Raw genomic sequence first — 19955 nt, forward strand, 5'->3', positions numbered from 1 at the left:
AGGCTTTGCCTGCGGCTTCGCGTCCCGGCGCCCCGTCGCTCAGGCTGCGGCGCGCGGCCTGCGGTTGACCAGCATGATGCCTGCCGCCACCGTGGCCAGCGCTGCCAGCAGGCTGGGCGTGACTGCCTCGCCCAGCCACAGCGCGCCAAACAGCAGCGCGAAAAGCGGCGTGAAAAACACAAAGGTTGAAATCTGCGTGGCCGGGTAGCGGCCCAGCATCCACATCCACGCCAGGTAGCTGGCAAACGCGCCAATCACCGTCTGCACGCCCAGCGAGGCCAGCGCAAACGGGCTGAAGTGCCAGACCCAGGCCTCGCCCAGCCCCAGTGACACCGCCGGGAAAGTGGCGGCGCTGACGGCCAGCTGGTAGAACAGCAGCTTTTCCGCCGAAATCTTCACCAGCCGGGAGGCGCGGATCACCACCGTCGTCAGGCCCCACAGCATGCCTGCCGCCAGCGCCAGCAGGTCGCCGCGAACGGTCGATGCCGCGCCGCCGGAAAAGCCTTCGCGCAGGGCAAAAACCACCGCCACGAAGGCGCACAGCAGCCCGACCCACTGCAGGCCGCGCAGCTTTTCGGAATGCGCCCAGAACGGCACCAGCACCGCCACCCAGAACGGCGAGGTGTACAAAAACACCGTCAGCCGCGACGCGGTGGTGTATTGCAGGCCCAGGTAGATGCAGGCAAATTCACCGCCAAACAGCGCACCTGCCAGCAGCCCCGCCGCCAGCGAGCCGTCGCGGCTGAACAGCGGAATGCGGCGCCAGGCGCACCAGCCCCAGAGCAGCAGGGTGGCGCCCACCAGCCGCAGTGAGGCCTGGAACATCGGCGGTATTTCGGCCAGCGTGGCCTTGATCAACACCTGCTGCAGGCCCCAGAACAGGCAGCAGCCGAGCAGCAGCGAAACCGCCAGGGTGTCGAGGTGGGTTTTTCGTTCAATCATGAAGAATCCGGGGCATTGGAAAACGCAAAAAACGCGGGCGGAATCCGTCTGCCGGCCAGGCCAGCCGACAGGCCGGAGGCCCGGTTAGAGGGGGTGTTCGGTGTAGAACCTGCCGCCGTGGTACAGCAACGGCGCTGCGCCGGCCTGGTGGCTGCAGCGCTCGACCTCGCCGACAAAGATCACATGGTCGCCTTCCTCGTAACGGCTGCGGTTGAAGCATTCGAAGGTGGCGGCCGATCCGGTCAGCAAGGGCGCGCCGCTGGCGCCTTCGGTGAAGGCCACATCCGTCCAGCGGTCCTCATACCGGCTGGCAAAACGTTCGGCAAGCTCTTTCTGGCTGGCCGACAGGATGTTGATGGCGTAGTGTGAGCCGGTGCTGAGCGCTGCCATCGAGCTGGCGCTTTGCGACAGGCTCCAGAGCACCAGCGGCGGGTTGAGCGACACCGAATTGAAGGAATTGGCGGTCAGGCCGACCAGCACGCCGGCCGGCGTGCGTGCCGTGACGATGGTCACGCCGGTGGCAAACATCGCCAGCGAGGCGCGGAATTCCCGGGGCGAAAAGCTCGGGCTGCTCGCTTTGCGAAGGGGGGAGAGGGGCAACATAGGGGACTAATTTAACTGATGCCGGTGGCAGGCGCAGGCTTCGGGGTTTGCGCCGGAGGCGGGCACGCGCAAGCCGGCCCGCCCTGACATCGCAAAAAGTCCGGCCAGCAGCGGAAAAAGACGGGTTAAAAATCCATGGCGCTACCTTTTAAATAGCTGACGAGCTATACAGAAACAGCGTAAAACGATGATTTGATCAGAAAAATTTAATTTTCAGGCAATGCCTGATGGTGCAGAGCGCTTGACACAAAACCAGCCGTCCTCCCCGCGAAGGCGGGTATCCAGGGCCGCGCGCATGACCTTTGCAAATGTCGTTACCGGATTTCCGCCTTCGCGGGAATGACGGACGGGAAGTTATTGACTGCTCAATCCCAAGCGACCCAAGGCCTGCGCGCCACCGGCCAGGCTTGGGGCGGCAGTGCTTGCGCTTCGTCCCCGGCTGCGTGTTGCGTCAGGGCTTTTGCTTTTTGTAGGCTGCGTCCATTTCAGGCGCCTTGCTGGTGTCCTTCTTGCCATCCTTCAGATCCTTGGCGGCCTGCTCGATGTGCGGGCTGGACTGGCTGCTGGTCATGTCCTGCGCCTGGTCGCGGTCGCTGGGCAACTCCAGCTGGTCCGAAGCCGAGGCGTCCTTCAGGTCGGGCTGCTTGCCGACCATGGACGCTTGCGCTTGCGGGTCCTTGGCCGGCATGCCCTTGCCGGCGGCCGGCTGGTCAGGGGTGTTGGCAGGTGAGGTGTGGGATTTTTGGGTGGTCATGTTCCCACTGTCGCTGAATTGTGGCGTACCGGCTGTCAGCCTGAAAAAGCAGCAGCTGTAGGAAAAGATGACCCTGCGGACGCTGCCGAAGCAAACCGTCAGCGTGCGCAGCGCAAGCAAAAGCCTCAGGCAGCGGAAAACCCGGGCTGGCGGCGGCCGTGCTCGTAGCCGTAAAAGCCGAAAGCCATGGCCGGCTCCTCGCCGCTGATCAACTCGGCCATGGCCTTGCCCGAGCCCGCGCCGTGCGTCCAGCCCAGCGTGCCGTGGCCGGCGTTGACCCACAGCCGGCCGACTTTGGTCTTGCCGATGTAGGGAATGTTGGTCGGCGTGGCCGGGCGCAGGCCGGTCCAGAAGTTCGGCTGTCCGCCTTCTTCTTCCAGCCGCGTGTCGCACACGCCGGGAAGCACCTGCTCGATGCGCTGGGCCAGCATGCGGCACCTGGCCCTGGCCAGCGGCGTGTCCAATGACAGGTCGTAGCCGCCGACCTCGATGGTTCCGGCCACCCGCAACTCGTTGCCGAGCCGGCTGATGGCGCACTTGACCTCGTCGTCGATGGTGCTGACAAACGGCGCCAGCTCGGGCTTGAGAAGCCTGAAGGTGGCGCTGTAGCCCTTGCCCGGGTAGATCGGCAGGTCCACGCCGACGCTGCGCAGCAGCGGCGCGCTGTAGGAGCCGCAGGCCACCACCACCGCATCGGCCTTCAAGTGCGTCAATTGCGCATCTTTTATGCCGTTTGCGCTTGATGGACGGGCGCGTACAGCTACGGATTCAATAGCATTGCCAGCTTTTTCCAGCCGCAGCACGTCGTGGTTGTACAAGAACTGAGCACCGCGTTCGGCGCAGCGCCGGGCCAGCGACTGGGTAAAAACGCGGGCGTCGCCACTTTCGTCGCTGGCGGTGTAGGTGCCCCCGACGATGCGGTCGGCAAACTGGCTCAGGGCCGGCTCGATCTTCAGCAATTCGGCGGTGGACACCACCCGGCGCGCCACGCCGTACTTGCGCATCAGCGCGGCGGCGTCGCCTGCGGTGTCGAACGATTTCTGCTCGGTGTAGTAGTGGGCAATGCCGCGCTCCAGCCGGTGGTAGTCGATGCCGGTGGACTGCACCACGTCCTTGAGCGCGGCATGGCTGTAGGCGCCCAGGGCGACGAGCTGCTGCACATTGCGCTCGAAGGCGGCATCGTTGCACTGCGCCAGGAACTGCAGTCCCCAGCGCCATTGCTGCCAGCCTTCGCCAAACGGCATGCGGGGCCGGAACAGCAGCGGCGCATCGTCGCGGAACATCCATTTCAGCGCCTTCAGCGGCGCGTCGCGGTTGGCCCAGGGCTCGCAGTAGCTGACGGAAATCTGCGCGGCATTGGCAAAGCTGGTTTCCAGCGCGGCGTCGGGCTGCCGGTCGACCACCGTGACCTCGTGCCCGCGCTGCAGCAAATGCCAGGCGGTGCTCACGCCAATGATGCCTGCGCCCAAAACCACAACCTTCATGCCGTTCCCCTTGTGCAAAGCGCAAGTGTGCAGGAGCTTGGCGGCTTATAACAGTCAAATTAAACTGTCAGCTAAATCATCAGGCCCACTAATACTGAAAGCCCTCCCCATGAGCACTTTTGACCCGGACGCGCTGGAATGCCTGGCGGCCATCGTGGAGGAGGGCGGCTTTGAGCGCGCCGCGCGGCGTCTGTCGATCACCCAGTCGGCGGTGTCGCAGCGGCTGCGTGCGCTCGAAGCCCAGGTGGGCACGGTGCTTATCGTACGCAGCCGGCCGCTCAAGGCCACCTCGGCCGGGCAGTTGCTGCTCAAGCACACGCGCATGCTGCGCCTGCTGCGCGCCGACCTGGAGCGCGACCTGAAGGAACTCGCGCCCAGTTCGCTGCGCGGCGCGCGCGAGGAAGAGCGCATTTCCATTGCCATCAATGCCGACAGCATCGCCACCTGGGCGCTGCCGGCGCTGACCGGGCTGGCGCAGTCGGGCCTGCCGATGGAAATCGTCACCGACGACCAGGACTTCACGCAGGAATGGCTGCGCCAGGGCCAGGTGCTGGGCTGCGTCACCACGCTCAAACAGGCGTTGCGCGGCTGCAAGGTGGTGCCGCTCGGCGCGATGGAATATGTCGCCGTCGCCACGCCCGCGCTGGCGCAGGAGCGGCTCGGCGGCAAGGCGCTGACGGCGCACAACTTTCGCGAGATTGCCTTCGTCGCCTTCAACCGCAAGGACGACATGCAGAGCGAGTTTGTCGGCCAGGCCTTTGGCTTGAAGCGCGTCATGCTGAACCAGCTGTTCGTGCCTTCGTCCGAAGGCCAGGTGCGCGCCGTGCTGGCCGGCTGGGGCGTGAGCGTGCTGCCGCGCCTGCTGGCGCAGCCGCTTCTGGATCAGGGTCTGCTGGTCAACCTGGCGCCTTCCTGCGTACTGCCCATCCAGCTCTACTGGCATTGCTGGAACCTGGAGTCCGAAGTGCTCGATGCCCTGACCTGCGCACTGACCCGGTCGGCTGAAGTGGCGCTGTCCGCCTGAATACGGGTGTTGCATCATGCACCGCGAGAGGGTCTGATCCGCTACAGGCTGTACCCGACGATGACCTTGACAAGCTGCTGGTTTCTTGGCGGTTCGAAACCCGGGGGTTCCATACATGTTGTTTCATATACTCGGGTACCTCAGGAGAAATTCAATGCTTTTTTTGCGCTCTACCGGCCTGCGTGCCGTGACCGGAATTGCAGCGGCCCTTGTGGCCGCGTTGACGATTTCAATGCCTGCCCGTGGGCAGACTGTTCCGGTGACAGGCGCGCAGGGCGCACCCGCCAATACCCTGAAGATTGGCGTCATCGGTCCGTTCACCGGCGGGTCGGCGGACTTCGGCGTGCCGATGCTCAACGGCATCTTGCAGGCGGTCGATGAAATCAATGCCGTCGGCGGCTACCTGGGCCGCAAGATCGAGATCGTGCGCAAGGACGACCAGGCCAATCCCGACACCGGCCTGAAACTGTCGCAGGAACTGGTTGCTGAAAAGGTCGTGGCCACCATCGGCTTTTGCAACACCGGCGTGGCCGCCAAGTCGCTGGAGGTGTACCAGACGAGTCAGTTGCCGCTGATCATTCCGTGCGCCACCGGAAAGCCGCTCACCGCCAAATACCCCGCAGCCGAAAGCTACATCTTCCGCACCTCGCCCAGCGACGCCATCCAGGCGCCCTTCGTGGTCGAGGACATCGTCAAGCGCGGCTGGGACAAGGTGGCCATCTTTGCCGACACCACCGGCTACGGCGAAGCCGGCCTGAAGGATGTCGAAGCCGCGCTGGCGGCCAGGCAACTCAAGCCGGTGCATGTGGCCCGGTTTGCGCTGGGGGTGAAGGACCTGGGCGAAGAACTCAAGGCGGCCCGGACGGCCGGCGCCAATGTGATCTTCAGCTACACCGTCGGCCCGGAAAACGCGGTGATTGCCCGGGGCCGCCAGTCGATGGGCTGGAAGGTGCCGCAGGTCGGCGGCTGGACACTGTCGTTTCCATTCTTCATCGACGGGGGCAAGGAGGCCGCCGAGGGCGCACTGATGGCGCAGACCTTCATCGCCGAACCCAGCAACGAGCGCCGGGCGTCGTTTTTGACCGGCTATGCGCGCAAGTACAAAGTCAAGAAGATTCCGGTCCCGATGGCGGCGGCGCAGGGCTATGACGCGGTGTACGTGCTGGTCTATTCGCTGTTCGGCATTCGCGACGGCAAGCTCACCGGCCCGGCCATCAAGGCGACGCTGGAAAGCCGTAACCGCACGTACTACGGCGTCACCGCCACCTACGAGCAGCCCTTCAGCAAGCAGGACAAGGATGCCACCACCCAGAACATGCTGGTGATGGGCATGGTGAAGAATGGCGCGGTGACCTTTGCCTACCCCGAAGACGCCAAGCGCAACCTGTTTGTGCAGCGCAAGCAGTAAGCCCGGGGCGCCTGTCTGCCGGACCCCGCCACGCGTTGATCACAGGCGTTCGCCCGACCCCATGTCCGCATCCTGTTTCGCGAATCCTTCACTCACCCCGCACGGAAATTGCCGATGTTGATCCGGCCCGGTCTTCGTTCCAGCCTGGTGCTGCTGATGCTGGCGGCGCTGCTGCCGGTGTTTGGGCTGTTCGCCTGGTCGGCGGCAAAAAACCAGCAGAACGTGCTGGCGCTGGCCCAGGCCGGTCTGCAGTCCGAGGCGCTGCTGGCGGCGGCGCAACAGCAGCGCCTGGTGGAACGGGCCGCCCAACTGCTCGGCGACATCGCCAGCGGCCCTTCCATCAAGGACACGCGAAACCGCCTGTGCGTGCAGTACCTGAAAAACCTGCAAGCGCAGGACACGGCGTATTCCAACCTCGGCGTTGTGGACCTGAACGGCAAGCTGTCCTGCCATGCAGCCAGTCCCATTGCCGATGTTTATATCGGCGACCGGACCTTTTTTACCCAGGCGCTTGAGCAGCGGACTTTTTCAGTCGGCGACTACACCATTTCCCGCTCAAGCGGCCGGCCTGGCGTGGCGTTCGGCATGCCGGTGTACAGCGACCAGGGCGTCCTCAACGGCGTGGCCTTTGCCGCCGTGGATGTCACGAAGTTTGCCGAAGTCATTGCGACAGAAAATATCCTGGAAGGCGCGCAACTGCGGGTGATCGACCGCCACGGCATTGTCCTGGCATCCCATCCGGCTGCCGGTCTGGCCGGCAGCCGGGAGCGGGATCCGGTGGTGCTGGGCGCGGCCCGGTCGGGGCAGCCGGGCGTGGGCCAGGCGACCGATGGCAGCGGCGTCGAGCAGGTGTATGCGTATGCGCCCGTTGGCGGATCGGGCGGCGGGCTGTTCGTGGCCATCAGCGTTCCGCGCGCCATCCTGGTCGCCACGCCGCGCACGCTGCTGATGGCTGATCTGGCCGCCCTGCTGGGCATGGCCGCCCTGGGCATGGCCTGTGCCCTGGCGATGGGCCGGCGCCTGGTGGTCAATCCGGCCAATGCCATCCTGAAGGGAGCCAACGAAATCGCCCGTGGCAACTTTCTGGCGCGTGTCATCCTGGAAGGATCGCCGCAGAATGAGATGGGCCGGCTGGCGCTTGCCTTTAACCGCATGGCCGCCTCGCTGCAGGCGCAGCGCAGCGAACTGGATGCTGCACTGCACCAGGCCGATGCCGAGCGCGCCATGCTCGACCTGATCCTCAACAGCATGAGCGAAGGCGTGATCGCCATCGACACCCAGGACCGTTTCCTGCAGTTCAACCAGACCGCGCGCACGCTCTTTCCCGCGCCCGGCGAAGACACACTGTTCAGCGAGTGGCGGCACGCCAGCCCGCTCACCCCGCTCGATGGAAGCAGCCTGCATTCGAACGGGCCGCTGACCCAGACCCTCGCGGGCGCCCGCATCGACAACCGGGATATGCTGCTCTCCCGGCCGGGCACGCACGACCGCATCCTGCGCATGAGCACCCATCCGTTGCTCGGCGCCGAGCGCCTGCAGGTCGGCGCCCTGGCAGTGTTTGTCGATGTCACCGAGGTCAAGGCGGCAGAAAGCTTCGCCCTGGCCCAGGAAAAAGTGCTGGTCCTGATCGCCGGCGGCGCGCCGGTGCGCGAGTCGATGGATGCCATCCTCCGGCTGATCGAAAGCAGCGCACCGGACAGCCTGTGCTCCATGCTGATGACGCAGGGCGAGCAGCTGTGCCAGGCCATTGCGCCCAGTCTGCCGCCAGCCTTCGTCCAGGCCCTCGACGGCCTGAGAATCGCCGAAGGCACCGGCGCCTGTGGAACCGCAGCCTTTCGCCGCGAAAGCGTCATCGTCGAGGACGTTCGGCACGACCCGCTGATGCAGGGTTTCCAGGGGCTGCTGGCCACCCACGGGCTGCTGGCCTGCTGGAGTACGCCGGTTGTGGCAACGGATGGTGAAGTGCTGGCCACCTTTGCCATCTACCGCCGCACCCCGGGCCGGCCGCAGCCTGCCGACCAGCTGCTGATCGATGCGGCCACCCGGCTGGCGCGGCTGGCGCTGGAGCGCGCGCGCGCCGAGGAAGCGCTGGTCGGCAGCGAGGCGCGCTTTCGCGAACTGGCCGAAAACATCGAGGACGTGTTCTACAACGTCGATGCCCGCCAGGGCCGGGTGCGCTATGTCAGCCCGGGCTATGAAAAAGTCTGGGGCCGGAGCTGTGAGAGCCTGTACGCCACACCGGGCTCCCAGGTCGACGCCGTTCTGCCCGAAGACCTGCCGGTGCTGGCACTGGCCAATGCGCTCAATGAAGCCGGAAAAAATTCCAGCGTGGAGTACCGCATTTGTCCGCCGGACGGCCAGATCCGCTGGCTGCGCGACCGCTCCTACCCAGTGTTCAACGATACAGGCGAACTAGAGCGCGTGGTGGGCACCGTACGCGACATCACCGACAGCAAGCTGGCCGAGATGGCGCTGGCCGCTACCCACCGGGCACTGGAGATGCTGAGCCGTTCAGGCATAGCCATCAACCGCATTCATGACGAAGCCGCCTTGCTGGCCGAGGTGTGCCGCGTGGCGGTGGAAGTCGGCGGCTACCGCATGGCCTGGGTGGGCTTTGCCAACGATGACGAGGAAAAAACCATCCAGCCGGCGGCCCATGCGGGCGCCGAGCAAGGCTACCTGGAAGCCATCAGGCTGTACTGGCGCGACGACCTTCCGGAAGGTCGCGGGCCGGCGGGCCGGGCCATTCGCACCGGGTTGCCGCAGCAAACCGACGATGTCAGCCAGCTGGACAGCGGGTTTCACTGGCGTGCGGCGGCGATAAAGCGCGGGTATTGCAGCACCCTCGCGTTGCCTTTGTGCAGCCAACAACACAGTTTTGGCGTGCTGTGCCTGTATGCCGGCGAGCTTCAGCGGTTTACCTCCGAAGAGGTCCGGCTTTTGCAGGAGCTGGCCGACAATCTGGCCTTTGGCATCGTCAGCCTGCGTACCCGGCTGGAGCAGAAGCGCAGTGAAGAGGCGGAGCGCAAAACAGCGGCGCGACTGCATGAGCAGGCGTCGCTGATCGACCTGGCGCCGGGTGCCATTGTGGTGCGCAACCTGGACCTGAGCATCCGCTTCTGGAGCAAAGGCGCGGAGCGCCTCTACGGCTGGCCGGCGGAGCAGGTGCTGGGCAAGACCCTGCAGACGCTGATGTACCGAGACCCGCAGGTCCTGACCGCCGCCATCGAACAGATCAAGGCGGCCGGGGGCGACTGGACCGGCGAGGTGGAACAGGCCGCCTGCGACGGCTCGCCGGTATATGTCGAGATGCGCGGGACCGTCGTGCGCGATGCCAGTGGGCAGGTCAACGGCGTGCTGATCGTCAACACCGACATTCGCGAGCGCCGCCAGGCGCGCGAAGAAATCCTGCTGCTCAATGCCAGCCTTGAAGACCGGGTGCAGCAGCGCACGGCGCAGCTGAAGTTTGCCAATGAGCAGCTGGAGGCGTTTTCCTATTCGGTCTCGCATGACTTGCGCAGCCCGCTGAGCAGCATCAATGGCTTCAGCAGCTTGCTGGCCAGATCGATCGCCGGCCAGGGCGCAACGCCGATGACCGAGCGCAGCCAGCATTACCTTGCGCGCATTCGCGCCGGCGTCGGGCAGATGGGCGAGCTGATCGATGCCATGCTGTCGCTGGCCCACGTGTCGCGCTCGAGCCTGGCCTGGGAAACGGTGGACCTGAGCGCCATGGCCAGGGCGCTGCTGTCTGCCCAGCAGGAGCGCGACCCGGGCCGGGTGAGCCGCCTGCAGGTGCAGCCCGGCCTCATGGCGCAGGGCGACTCGCGCCTGCTCCGCCAGGTGCTCTACAACCTGCTCGGCAATGCCTGGAAATTCAGCGCCCGCAAGGCCTGCACCTGCATCACGCTCGGCCAAATGGTTGACCCCGAGGGCGAGACGGTGTATTTCGTCCGTGACAACGGCGCCGGCTTTGACATGGCGTATGCCCCAAAGCTGTTCGGCGCTTTCCAGCGCCTGCATACCACTGCTGAATTTGCCGGCACCGGCATCGGCCTGGCGACAGTGCAACGCATCGTGGCGCGCCATGGCGGCAGGGTCTGGGCCGAGTCGGTGCAAGGAGAAGGCGCCACGTTCTATTTCACCCTGGGCGCTGAGGCGGCCTGACCTGGGAAACCTGTTTCCCGGGCGGAGTCTTCAAGTCTTTCAGGCCCTTGTCGCTTACTGGCAGGGCATGTTCAGCTATGCTATGAATAGCAAAATCGTGTCAGCCGGTTGGTGGCATTCATGACGATTTCAACCGTCTGCAATCGGTTTGCCGCAGTGCCAGGAGCCTGGGCGGCAGAAGGACGTGCGCTGCAAAGCGGCCGCACCGGTCCATTTTTCACCGCCTTTTTGTCCAATAGCGCGCTATTGGCCTGCAAATTCGGCGAAAACTGTCCTCGGCGGGGCCACTTTTCGCCATGCACGCCTTCTGCCGCCCAGACTCCTAGCGAACCAGCAGCACGGGCACCTTGCAGCGCGACAGCACCTGCGTCGCGACCGAGCCCATGACCAGGTTGCCAATCGAGCCATGGCCGTGCGAACCCATCACCAGCAGGTCGAATTTGCCCTCTTCGGCAAAGCTGGCAATGGTTTCACCCACATGCCCCACCTTCCATTCAGTCTGTGCCGCCAGGTTGTGGTGCGCCAGGAATTCAGTGATGGGCGCCATCACTTTTTGGGTTTCCTCGGCGTAGTAGCCGTCAACGACTTCCTTGCCCACCGCCGCACGCGCCCGGGGCGGCAAGGGCGGTTGCACCGTGAGGAGGGTGTATTCATTGCGCGGGCCGAACAACTCGTCGTGCGTGGTCAGGTAGGCCAGCATTTTCTTGGTGTAGCTGCTGCCGTCAACGGCCAGAAGAATCTTCATGGGGTGTGCTCCTTGTTCAAAACCGTAGTTTAGCCACCGGCAGGCTGCTGGCGCGTCAACTCAACACGCGGCATCAGGCTATGGATGGACCGCTATGCGCAGCGACGGCCGGAAGCCCTCCTGCTCGCCCTTGCGCGCATAACCCAGCGGATTGGCCACCACGCGGCAGCCCTGCCTGACGTAATCGTTCGGGCAATGCAAGTGGCCGTGCAGCCAGAGCCTGGCCAGTGGCAGCAGCTCGTCCAGCGAATTGCAGAACCCGGCCGACCCCGGCGTCAGCCCATAGCGCGGGTCGGCGCTGAGCAGGCTGGGCGCAAAGTGCGTCACCACCACCGTGGGGCCGTCAAACGACACCGCCAGCGCCTGACGCAGCCAGGCCTGGCTTTTCAGGCTCTCCTCGCGCATGGCTTCTGCGAGCATGGGCTGGCCCTGGCACAGTGCATGGTTCTTCTTGAGGTAGAAATTGGCCGCGCGAAAGGCTTTTTCACGCATCTTGAGCTGCTCGCCCAGAGTGATGCTGCTCGCTGCCCGGTCCCGGCTGCTGGCAGAGGTGGTCAGCGCATCAAAATCGGTCCACAAGGTGCAGCCGATGAAGCGCACGCCCTGCAACTGCACGCATTCGCGCTCCAGCCAGATGATGCCCAGGCGCTGGCAGGCTTCGCGCAGCCGGGCGTCGGCTTCGTTAAATTCCAGTCCGTCGTATTCATGGTTGCCGGGCACGAACAACACCGGCGTCGGCCAGCCCGCGCCACCCTGCGCCACCGGCAAGGGCGAAAACCGCGCCAGGCCAAAGTCGTCAATCGCCAGGCTGGTCAGCAGCGAGCCCGCCTGGTAGGAGCCGATATCGCCCGCCAGCACCAGCACGTCGGCGCCCGGCAGCGGCGTCGCCTTGAAGAAGGGGTTGGACTCAAGATGCAGGTCGGAAAGAAGCTGGATGTTCACAGGGCCGATTGTGCGGGAAGGTGCGAAATTTCTCCCTCGCCGGAATTTTTTCTTGGCGCAAAGACTGGCTTGAATGCGGCCATGCCATATCGGCATGGCTTTGTGCATGGCACTGACTATGCAAACCTAGGGAAAACCCTTACTATCAATACATCACCACTTTCAACACAGAACCGAGCTTCTTATGTTCCGCATTCTTTCCAAAATCGCCGGCTTCATGTCTTCCCGCAACGCCGTGGCGCCCGCCGGCGGGGTCGCGCACCAGTTGATGGAACGCGCCGACGCCGGTGCAGGACGCGACCCGCGCCAGGCGCTGGAGTTGCGCCGTGCAGCCCGCGCCTTCCTGAGCGTCATTCGCTGAGCGCCTGCGCCCGCGCAAAAACAAAGGCGGTCTTTCTCAGACCGTGAAGGCCTTTTCAGCCGCCCGCAACACGGCGCGCCGCAGCCAGGCATGTGCGCCGAGCCGGTCCGAGCGCCGGTGCCACAACGCGTCCACATGCACCGGCGAGACGGCAAACGGCAGGGGCTGCAGCGCCAGTTGCCGGGCAATGCCGGTGACGCGCACGAAATGTCGCGGCAGCACCGTCAGCAGGTTGGAGTGGGCGACCACCCGGCCGGCAGTAAAGAACTGGTTCACTGTCAGCACCACCCGCCGTTCCCGGCCCAGCGCGGCCAGCGACTCGTCGATAAACCCGTAAGGCCGGCCGGAAAAACTCACCAGCATGTGGCGGGCCGCGCAAAAGTCGTCCAGACTCAGCCGCCCGCCGGCCAGCGGATGGTCCTTGCGCATCACGCAGACATATTCGCCGTCATACAGCCGCTGGAAAAAAAATGGCATCGCCTCGCCGTTTTGTGCCTTGGCCGTCAGGTCGGGCAGCACCGACGGGAAATGCCCCACCGCAAGATCGCAGGCCTGGCTGTCCAGCAACTGCCGGGGGTCGCGCGTGGTCAGGGGAATGACCCGCAGGCTGACACCCGGCGCTTCCTGCTCCAGGATGTCACTCAGGCCCGGTATCAGTTCGGCTGCGGTGGCGTCGGCCATGGCCAGCACAAAACTGCTGGTCGCCTGGCCAGGCACGAATTCGTCGGGAATCAGCGAGGCCTGCAGCTGCCGCAGGGCTTCGCGCACGGCGGGCCAGATCACCAATGCGCGCGGCGTTGGCGCCATCCCCTGGCCGCTGCGCTGCACCAGCTCGTCGCCCAGCGTCTCGCGCAGCCGGCGCAGGGCGTTGCTGACGGCAGGCTGCGTCAGCGACAGGTTGCGCGCAGCCCGCGTCAGGCTGCGCTCGGCCATCACCTCGTCAAAGACGCGCAGCAGGTTCAGGTCAAGCGTCCGAAAGTTCGGCGGCTTGCCGGGTTTTTGCAGGGACATGGCGGTTCACTCATCAATTTCATGAATGAACAACATTACATATATAAAGTTGAATAGTATTGGTAAAAACCCTAATATCACCTTACACGCTACCCCTACCCGGAAGCACATCAGACCGAAGGAAATCACCATGACCAGCTTTATCAACACCCCCCATCCCGACCACCACCACGGCGCCGACCGCATGGAGGCCCTGATGGACGCCGTGCAACACGTTCCGCAAGATGTTTCAGGCAAGTGCGGCGTGGCGTTGCTGCTGGGTTCCGCCCTGGCGGCGGCGGTGGTGGCGGTGGCTTACGAAGTCATGGACAGCACGGATGAAAGCCATTTGCTGATGATCTGGATGGCACTGTGGATCGCGCTGTTCGCGGTGCTGGCCTTTTTTGCCGGCACCTTGCGCACCGCCGGCCAGCAGGTCAAAAGCAGCCTCGACAACTGGTCGCGCAGCATCGCCGAAGCCCGCGCCGACCAGCGCCTGTGGGCCATTGCCCGGCAGGACGACCGCGTGATGGCCGACCTGCAGGCAGCGATGTCGCGCAGTGAAGCCGTGCAAGATGCCGTGCCCCTGGCCAAACCCGTCGCGCCCGCCGTGAAACTGGCCGCTTTCATGTCGCAGCCCCACACGCGCTACAACATCTAAGCCACCTTCAAACGAAACCGGCCAGCGCGCTCCTGCAGCGCCTGGATGCAAAAAAGCCACCTGGCCCAGGTGGCTTTTTTGCGTCTGGCCCCATGAAAGGCAGCCAGTGCAGCACGCGAAGCGGTGTCAGGCCGCCAGGCGGCGTTCGATCTCGGCCTTGGTGTCGCCCAGTTCCTTGGGCAGGTGGTAGGCCAGCTGCTTGAACAGGTCTGCATGCAGTTCCAGCTCTTTCAGCCAGGCCGCCTTGTCGATGCTGGTGACCGTGTCGAACTGCTCGGCGCTGAAGTCCAGGCCGGTCCAGTTCAGGTCTTCGTAGCTCGGGCTGACGCCGGTGACATGGTCTTCGCCCTGGCCCTTGCCTTCGATGCGGTCGATCATCCAGGCCAGCACGCGCATGTTCTCGCCGTAGCCGGGCCAGACGAACTTGCCGTCGGCGCCCTTGCGGAACCAGTTGGTGGTGTAGATTTTGGGCAGCGTGGCGCCGGAAGCTGCCAGTTTTTCGCCCAGGTCGAGCCAGTGCTGGAAGTAGTCGCTCATGTTGTAGCCCATGAAGGGCAGCATGGCGAACGGGTCGCGGCGCACCACGCCGGCCTGGCCGGTAGCGGCGGCGGTGGTTTCGCTGCCCATGGTCGCCGCCATGTACACGCCTTCGACCCAACTGCGCGCCTCGGTCACCAGCGGCACGGTGGTCGAGCGGCGGCCTCCAAATATGAAGGCGTCAATCGCCACGCCTTTCGGGTCGTCCCAGGCAGGGTCGAGCGCCGGGTTGTTGGTGGCGGCGACGGTGAAGCGCGAGTTGGGGTGCGCGGCCTTGGCGCCGGTTTCCTTGGCAATTTGCGGCGTCCAGTCCTTGCCCTGCCAGTCGATCAGGTGCGCCGGCAGTGCCTTGCCGGGCGCGTCCTGCTCCATGCCTTCCCACCACACGTCGCCGTCGTCGGTCAATGCAACGTTGGTGAAAATCGTGTTGCCGCGAACGCTGAGCATGCAGTTCGGGTTGGTCAGCATGTTGGTGCCGGGGGCCACGCCAAAGTAGCCTGCTTCGGGGTTGATGGCATAGAGCTTGCCATCGGCAGCCGGCTTGATCCAGGCAATGTCGTCGCCGATGGTGGTGACCTTCCAGCCGTCAAAACCTGCGGGCGGCACCAGCATCGAAAAATTGGTCTTGCCGCAGGCGCTCGGGAAGGCCGCCGCCACATGGTATTTCTTGCCTTCAGGATTGGTCACGCCCAGGATCAGCATGTGCTCGGCCAGCCAGCCTTCGTCCCGGCCCATGTTGGACGCGATGCGCAGCGCAAAGCATTTCTTCCCCAGCAACGCATTGCCGCCGTAGCCCGAGCCGTAGGACCAGATTTCGCGGGTTTCGGGGTAATGCACGATGTACTTGGTCTTGTTGCACGGCCAGGCCACGTCGGCCTGGCCTTCGGCCAGCGGCGCGCCCACGGTGTGCACGCAGGGCACGAAATTGCCTTCGGTGCCGAGCACCTCGAACACCGCCTTGCCCATGCGCGTCATGATCTTCATGTTGACGGCCACATACGGGCTGTCGGACAGTTCAATGCCGATGTGCGCAATCGGCGAGCCCAGCGGACCCATGCTGAAGGGCACGACATACATCGTGCGGCCCTTCATGCAGCCGTCAAACAACGGGTGGAGCGTGGCGCGCATCTCGGCGGGTTCCATCCAGTTGTTGGTCGGGCCGGCGTTTTCTTTCAGCGCCGAGCAGATGTAGGTGCGGTCTTCGACCCGGGCCACGTCGCTGGGGTCGGAACAGGCCAAAAAGCTGTTCGGGCGCTTGGCTTCGTTGAGCTTTTTGAAAGTGCCGGCGTCCACCAGTTGCTGGCACAGGCGCTGGTATTCGGCGTCGCTGCCGTCGCACCAGTACACCGTGTCGGGTTTGCACAGGGCCACCATGTCGGCGACCCAGGCAATCAGTTTTGCATTCTTGACATAGGCGGGCGTATTGATTTCAAGGCCTTGCATGCTAGGTTGGTTCATCGAAAAAAACTCCAAAGTAAAAAACGAGATTTCGATAAACGTCAGGCAACGACACGCATGGCAGCTGCTGTGGCGTTCGGACGTTTGTCGGAATGCAGCTTTTTGCTGCTTCATCAGAGGTTGGCCAGAGAGCCATTTTAGGAACATCGGCTTCGGTTACCACTGTGTTACCTGCAAAAGATATGCAAAACAAACATGAGGTTATGCCTGTTTAACCTTAAAAGGGTGCCCTTATTGCCTTGTCAAGCACACACAGGCTGACATGAAAAATATCTTTTTGATCGCTGAAAATTCACGCTGGTAAAGCGCAGAAGGCAGATTCAGACTTGTTTTTGGGGTTCAGGCCGGCAGTTCAATGGCTTTTGCCAGCGTCACGCCTGGCGGCGCTTCGTAATCTGCCACCACCCAGGCGCGGCCGGTGTGTCGCGACGCCTCTGCCAGCGTCTGCAGCAGGTAGTCGATGGAGGGCCGGTCCAGCGCCATGAACGGCTGGTCGAGCAGGGTGAGCGGCGCGTTTGCCGCCAGCGCGGCGGCAATCAGCACCTTGCGCCGGGTGCCGCTGGACATCATGTAGAGCGCCTTGTCCAGATGCGGCGCCAGGCTCAGCCCGGCCATGTGCGCCTGCAGTGCGTCCGGATTCCAGCCGGCGTGGTGCGCAGGCATGCCGGCAAAGATTCCGCGCGCGGTCTGGGCATCGCGTGCGTCATCGCGCGGGTCCAGCCAGGCGACCTGCAGCCGGTAGGCAGACGGGTCTTGCGCCAGGCTGACGCCGTGGAGTTGAAGCTGGCCCTGCACCGCATTTCCGGGCAGGGCGCCGGCCAGCAAGCGGAGCAGCGAGGTTTTTCCGCTGCCTTCGCCGCCGCCCAGCCAGGTCACTCCGGGCGGCAGCACAAAAGACAGGCGGTCAAACAGCGGCGGCGCGGGTGGAGGGGAATGGCTGAAGACCAGGCCTTGCGCCTTCAAAACGGTCGTTTCCGGACGCATCATGCGAGCCCTTTCAATGGTTGCCGGGTGTTTGCATTACCGGCGGTCAAGCCTGGTTTTTGCAAACCTGCGTCCATTGCCAACGAAAAAAAGTCCGCACGCGGCGGACTTTTTCAGCGGGCATGGCAGCGGCCAGGCCGACTCAAGCCATGGACACGGCGATGAAGGCCAGCAGGAAAATCAGCACGCCGCCAACGATGGGCAGCACAAAGGGAATCATCGGGACGATGGCGTCAACCGCATCCTGCTCTTCGGCCGGCGTCGGGCTGCTGTGGGCGGCGTTGGTGGTGTGTTCGGCTGAAGGGTTCATGAGGGCTCCTGGAATGCTTGGAAAACTGCTGCAAGTTTACCTTCTTGACATGCCCGGGCGCTTCTTGCGGACTTCGGCAATTGCGCTAACCTTGCGATATGCAGATGTCCGTATCCCCGACCATGAATTTTTCGACCCGCCTTTTTCCGCTCGCCACTCTCGCAGCGCTGATCTTGGGGCTGGCCGGCTGCGCCAGCAGTGGCCCCGACAGCGCCTCGGCCAGGCCGGTGCTCTACCCCAATGCCACGCTCAGCCGCGTCGGCGATGCGCAGGGCCGCATGGAGGTGAACGCCTGCCTGTCGCGCGCGCAGGCCTCTGGCTTGAATCCATCGCAAAACACCAATGAAGTGGGCCGCCGCGCCGGCGAAGGGGCTGCGGTGGCCGGCGTGGCATCGGTTGTCGGCGCGCTGATCACTGGCCGGGGCAGCGAAGGCGTGTTGCGCGCGGGTGCGGCAGGCGCGGCTGTCGGCGGCTCGGCCGGCGCCGTGTCGGGCGCTTTCCACAACGACCGGCCCAATGGCGTTTACCGCAGCTTCGTGCAGCGCTGCCTGAGTGAAAAAGGCTTTGATGTCATCGGCTGGAACTGACCGTCGCGCCATGCTGCGGGTTATGTCGGTTCAGGTGGGTTCGGCCCGCCGCATCAGGGTCGGCGAGCGCAGCATCCTGACAGCCTATGGCAAGCAGCCGGTGGCCGGTGCCGTGCCGGTGATGCTGCTGGGCTTGCTGGGCGATGAGCAGGCCGACCTGTCGATTCATGGCGGACTGGAAAAAGCCGTGTATGCCTACCCGTCCGAGCATTACGCCTGGTGGCAGGCAGCCCGGCGCGAAGCCGGCCTCGGCGGGATCGACGACAGCCTGCCCCCCGGCAGCCTGGGTGAAAACCTGACGCTCGAAGGCCTGCTTGAGACCGGCGTCTGGGCCGGCGACGTGCTGAAGTTTCCCGGCTGCGAACTGCGCGTGACGCTGCCGCGCGAGCCTTGCTACAAATTCAATGCGGTAATGGGCTTTGGCGGCGCTTCAAAACTGATGGCCCAGACCGGCTTTTGCGGCTTTTACCTGGCGGTGCAAACGCCCGGATCGCTGCGCGCCGGCGATGCGTTCGACCTCATCGCAGGCCGGCGTGGCGCCGGCATTCCGGCGCTGTTTGCCGCGAAGCTGTCCAAGCACCTGCGCTGACAGCCGGTGGCGCGAAATCTACCCTGAACTTTCATCCTGGCGAGCAAGGTGCGCGGCAGTTTTTTGCTACTAAATCAATAGCTGACTTCACACGTCAGTAAAGCGAAAGAGGCGTTTTCAGCTTGAAATAGGCTGGCTGGATAAAACCAATGCGCTATGGCCGGGCGGCTCAGTGCTGCTCTTCGGCCTCGAAGCCTGCCGCGCGCAAGGCCTGCAGCACCTGTTCGATGTGCGGCCGGCCGCGCGTCTGCACCACCAGTTCGATCTCGACGTTCAGTGCCGCCAGCATGGTGAAGGCGCGCTGGTGGTGGACTTCCTCGATATTGGCGCCGGCGTCGGCCACGGTGGCGGTGATTTTGGCCAGCGAGCCGGGGACATCACGTGCGCTGACCCGGATGCGCGCCAGCCGTCCGGCGCGCACCATGCCGCGCTCGATGATGGCCGCCAGCAGCAGCGGATCGATGTTGCCGCCGCACAGCACCAGCCCGACCTTCAGCCCGGCAAAGCGCGCCGGGTACTTCAGCAGCGCCGCCAGCCCGGCCGCGCCCGCGCCCTCAACCAGGGTTTTTTCAATTTCCAGCAGCATCACCATGGCCTGCTCGATGTCGCCTTCATCGACCAGCAGCAGGTCATCGACGCGCCGGGCAATGATGGCCTGTGTGATCACGCCCGGCGTTCCCACCGCAATGCCGTCGGCAATCGTGCTGGTGCCCTGCGGATGGTGCGTGCCCTTGATGGCGTTGACCATGCCGGGAAAGCGCGCGGTCTGCACGCCGATGATTTCAATGCCCGGCTTGAGCGCCTTGGCCGCCGTGGCCATGCCGGCGATCAGCCCGCCGCCGCCCACGGCAATCACCAGCACCTCCAGATCGGGAACGGCATGCAGCATTTCCAGTCCCACCGTGCCCTGGCCGGCGATGACGGCCTCATCGTCGTAGGGATGGACAAACACCAGGCTTTCGCGTTCGGCCATCTGCAGCGCATGGGCGCGTGATGCATCCAGCGTGTCGCCGTGCAGCACCACTTCGGCGCCAAAGCCCCGGGTGCGCTCGATCTTCACGCCCGGCGTGAAGCGCGGCATGACGATGATGGCGCGAATGCCCAGCCGCTGTGCATGGTAGGCCACGCCCTGTGCATGATTGCCCGCGCTCATGGCGATCACGCCGCGCTGGCGCTCGGACTCGGTGAGCTGCGCCAGCTTGTTGCAGGCGCCGCGCTCCTTGAAGGACGCGGTGTACTGCAGGTTTTCAAATTTCAGGTAAATTTGCGCCCCGGTCAACTGCGACAGCGTGCGCGACTCCACGCAGGGCGTGTTCAGCAAATGGCCGTGCAGGCGCTGGGCGGCTTGTTCGATGTCGGTCAGGCTGAGCATGGATTTCCTTGTAGAACACGGCGTGAAGCTGATAACCGTC

18 protein-coding genes are annotated in these 19955 nt (G+C 64.4%); 7 read left to right on the plus strand and 11 right to left on the minus strand.

Going from position 1 to position 19955, the window contains the following annotated elements:
* Nucleotides 1-39 precede the first annotated feature (39 nt).
* The 4 genes from GZ092_RS02030 to GZ092_RS02045 form a co-directional block, all read right to left on the minus strand.
* Nucleotides 40-942 carry a DMT family transporter gene (locus tag GZ092_RS02030; RefSeq protein ID WP_293634052.1) on the minus strand — a complete coding sequence of 301 codons (903 nt, stop codon included), beginning with the start codon at nt 940-942 and terminating at the stop codon, nt 40-42.
* A gap of 84 nt (nt 943-1026) precedes the next feature.
* Entirely contained in the window at nt 1027-1545 is a 519-nt protein-coding gene (locus GZ092_RS02035; RefSeq protein WP_293634053.1) for a flavin reductase family protein, read from the minus strand.
* Between the two features lie 451 nt (nt 1546-1996).
* Complete coding sequence (locus tag GZ092_RS02040) at nt 1997-2299, minus strand: hypothetical protein (protein ID WP_293634054.1); 303 nt, start codon at nt 2297-2299, stop codon at nt 1997-1999.
* Between the two features lie 125 nt (nt 2300-2424).
* Nucleotides 2425-3783, minus strand: a complete 1359-nt coding sequence (locus GZ092_RS02045; RefSeq protein ID WP_293634055.1) for a D-amino acid dehydrogenase — start codon at nt 3781-3783, stop codon at nt 2425-2427.
* A gap of 109 nt (nt 3784-3892) precedes the next feature.
* Here GZ092_RS02045 and GZ092_RS02050 point away from each other — a divergent pair, with 109 nt between their 5' ends.
* The 3 genes from GZ092_RS02050 to GZ092_RS02060 all read left to right on the plus strand — a co-directional run bounded on the left by GZ092_RS02050 (nt 3893) and on the right by GZ092_RS02060 (nt 10379).
* Nucleotides 3893-4807, plus strand: coding sequence for a LysR family transcriptional regulator ArgP (locus tag GZ092_RS02050; protein ID WP_293634056.1), 915 nt, complete (start codon nt 3893-3895; stop codon nt 4805-4807).
* Nucleotides 4808-4961: 154 nt separating this feature from the next.
* Entirely contained in the window at nt 4962-6215 is a 1254-nt protein-coding gene (locus tag GZ092_RS02055) for an ABC transporter substrate-binding protein (RefSeq protein ID WP_293634057.1), read from the plus strand.
* Between the two features lie 114 nt (nt 6216-6329).
* The gene (locus tag GZ092_RS02060) at nt 6330-10379 is read left to right on the plus strand and encodes a GAF domain-containing protein (RefSeq protein ID WP_293634058.1); all 4050 of its coding nucleotides are present in this window, start codon (nt 6330-6332) and stop codon (nt 10377-10379) included.
* A gap of 322 nt (nt 10380-10701) precedes the next feature.
* On the opposite strand, the gene GZ092_RS02065 is transcribed toward GZ092_RS02060, so the two are convergent.
* Nucleotides 10702-11124, minus strand: coding sequence for a universal stress protein (locus GZ092_RS02065; protein WP_293634059.1), 423 nt, complete (start codon nt 11122-11124; stop codon nt 10702-10704).
* A 78-nt stretch (nt 11125-11202) separates the two neighbouring features.
* On the minus strand, nt 11203-12066 hold the full coding sequence (locus GZ092_RS02070) for a metallophosphoesterase (RefSeq protein WP_293634060.1): 864 nt from the start codon (nt 12064-12066) through the stop codon (nt 11203-11205).
* 184 nt (nt 12067-12250) lie between these two features.
* Between GZ092_RS02070 and GZ092_RS02075 the strand changes: the two genes are divergently transcribed.
* A complete protein-coding gene (locus tag GZ092_RS02075) occupies nt 12251-12427 on the plus strand; it encodes a hypothetical protein (protein WP_293634061.1) in 177 nt (58 codons plus the stop codon).
* 36 nt (nt 12428-12463) lie between these two features.
* Here GZ092_RS02075 and GZ092_RS02080 read toward each other — a convergent pair whose 3' ends face one another.
* A complete protein-coding gene (locus tag GZ092_RS02080) occupies nt 12464-13438 on the minus strand; it encodes a LysR family transcriptional regulator (RefSeq protein WP_293634062.1) in 975 nt (324 codons plus the stop codon).
* Between the two features lie 130 nt (nt 13439-13568).
* Between GZ092_RS02080 and GZ092_RS02085 the strand changes: the two genes are divergently transcribed.
* On the plus strand, nt 13569-14078 hold the full coding sequence (locus GZ092_RS02085) for a hypothetical protein (protein ID WP_293634063.1): 510 nt from the start codon (nt 13569-13571) through the stop codon (nt 14076-14078).
* 126 nt (nt 14079-14204) lie between these two features.
* On the opposite strand, the gene GZ092_RS02090 is transcribed toward GZ092_RS02085, so the two are convergent.
* From GZ092_RS02090 to GZ092_RS02100, 3 genes are all read right to left on the minus strand, one after another.
* Complete coding sequence (locus tag GZ092_RS02090; RefSeq protein WP_293634064.1) at nt 14205-16073, minus strand: phosphoenolpyruvate carboxykinase (GTP); 1869 nt, start codon at nt 16071-16073, stop codon at nt 14205-14207.
* A gap of 339 nt (nt 16074-16412) precedes the next feature.
* Complete coding sequence (locus GZ092_RS02095) at nt 16413-17060, minus strand: ATP-binding cassette domain-containing protein (protein WP_293634065.1); 648 nt, start codon at nt 17058-17060, stop codon at nt 16413-16415.
* Nucleotides 17061-17199: 139 nt separating this feature from the next.
* Entirely contained in the window at nt 17200-17367 is a 168-nt protein-coding gene (locus tag GZ092_RS02100; RefSeq protein WP_198026802.1) for a hypothetical protein, read from the minus strand.
* 122 nt (nt 17368-17489) lie between these two features.
* Here GZ092_RS02100 and GZ092_RS02105 point away from each other — a divergent pair, with 122 nt between their 5' ends.
* Both GZ092_RS02105 and GZ092_RS02110 read left to right on the plus strand, forming a co-directional pair.
* On the plus strand, nt 17490-17954 hold the full coding sequence (locus GZ092_RS02105) for a glycine zipper family protein (protein WP_293634066.1): 465 nt from the start codon (nt 17490-17492) through the stop codon (nt 17952-17954).
* 10 nt (nt 17955-17964) lie between these two features.
* Entirely contained in the window at nt 17965-18543 is a 579-nt protein-coding gene (locus GZ092_RS02110) for an MOSC domain-containing protein (RefSeq protein ID WP_293634067.1), read from the plus strand.
* A 169-nt stretch (nt 18544-18712) separates the two neighbouring features.
* Here GZ092_RS02110 and GZ092_RS02115 read toward each other — a convergent pair whose 3' ends face one another.
* Complete coding sequence (locus GZ092_RS02115; protein WP_293634068.1) at nt 18713-19915, minus strand: threonine ammonia-lyase; 1203 nt, start codon at nt 19913-19915, stop codon at nt 18713-18715.
* Between the last annotated feature and the right edge of the window lie 40 nt (nt 19916-19955).

Source organism: Polaromonas sp., assembly GCF_010365105.1.
GTDB lineage: Bacteria > Pseudomonadota > Gammaproteobacteria > Burkholderiales > Burkholderiaceae_C > Polaromonas.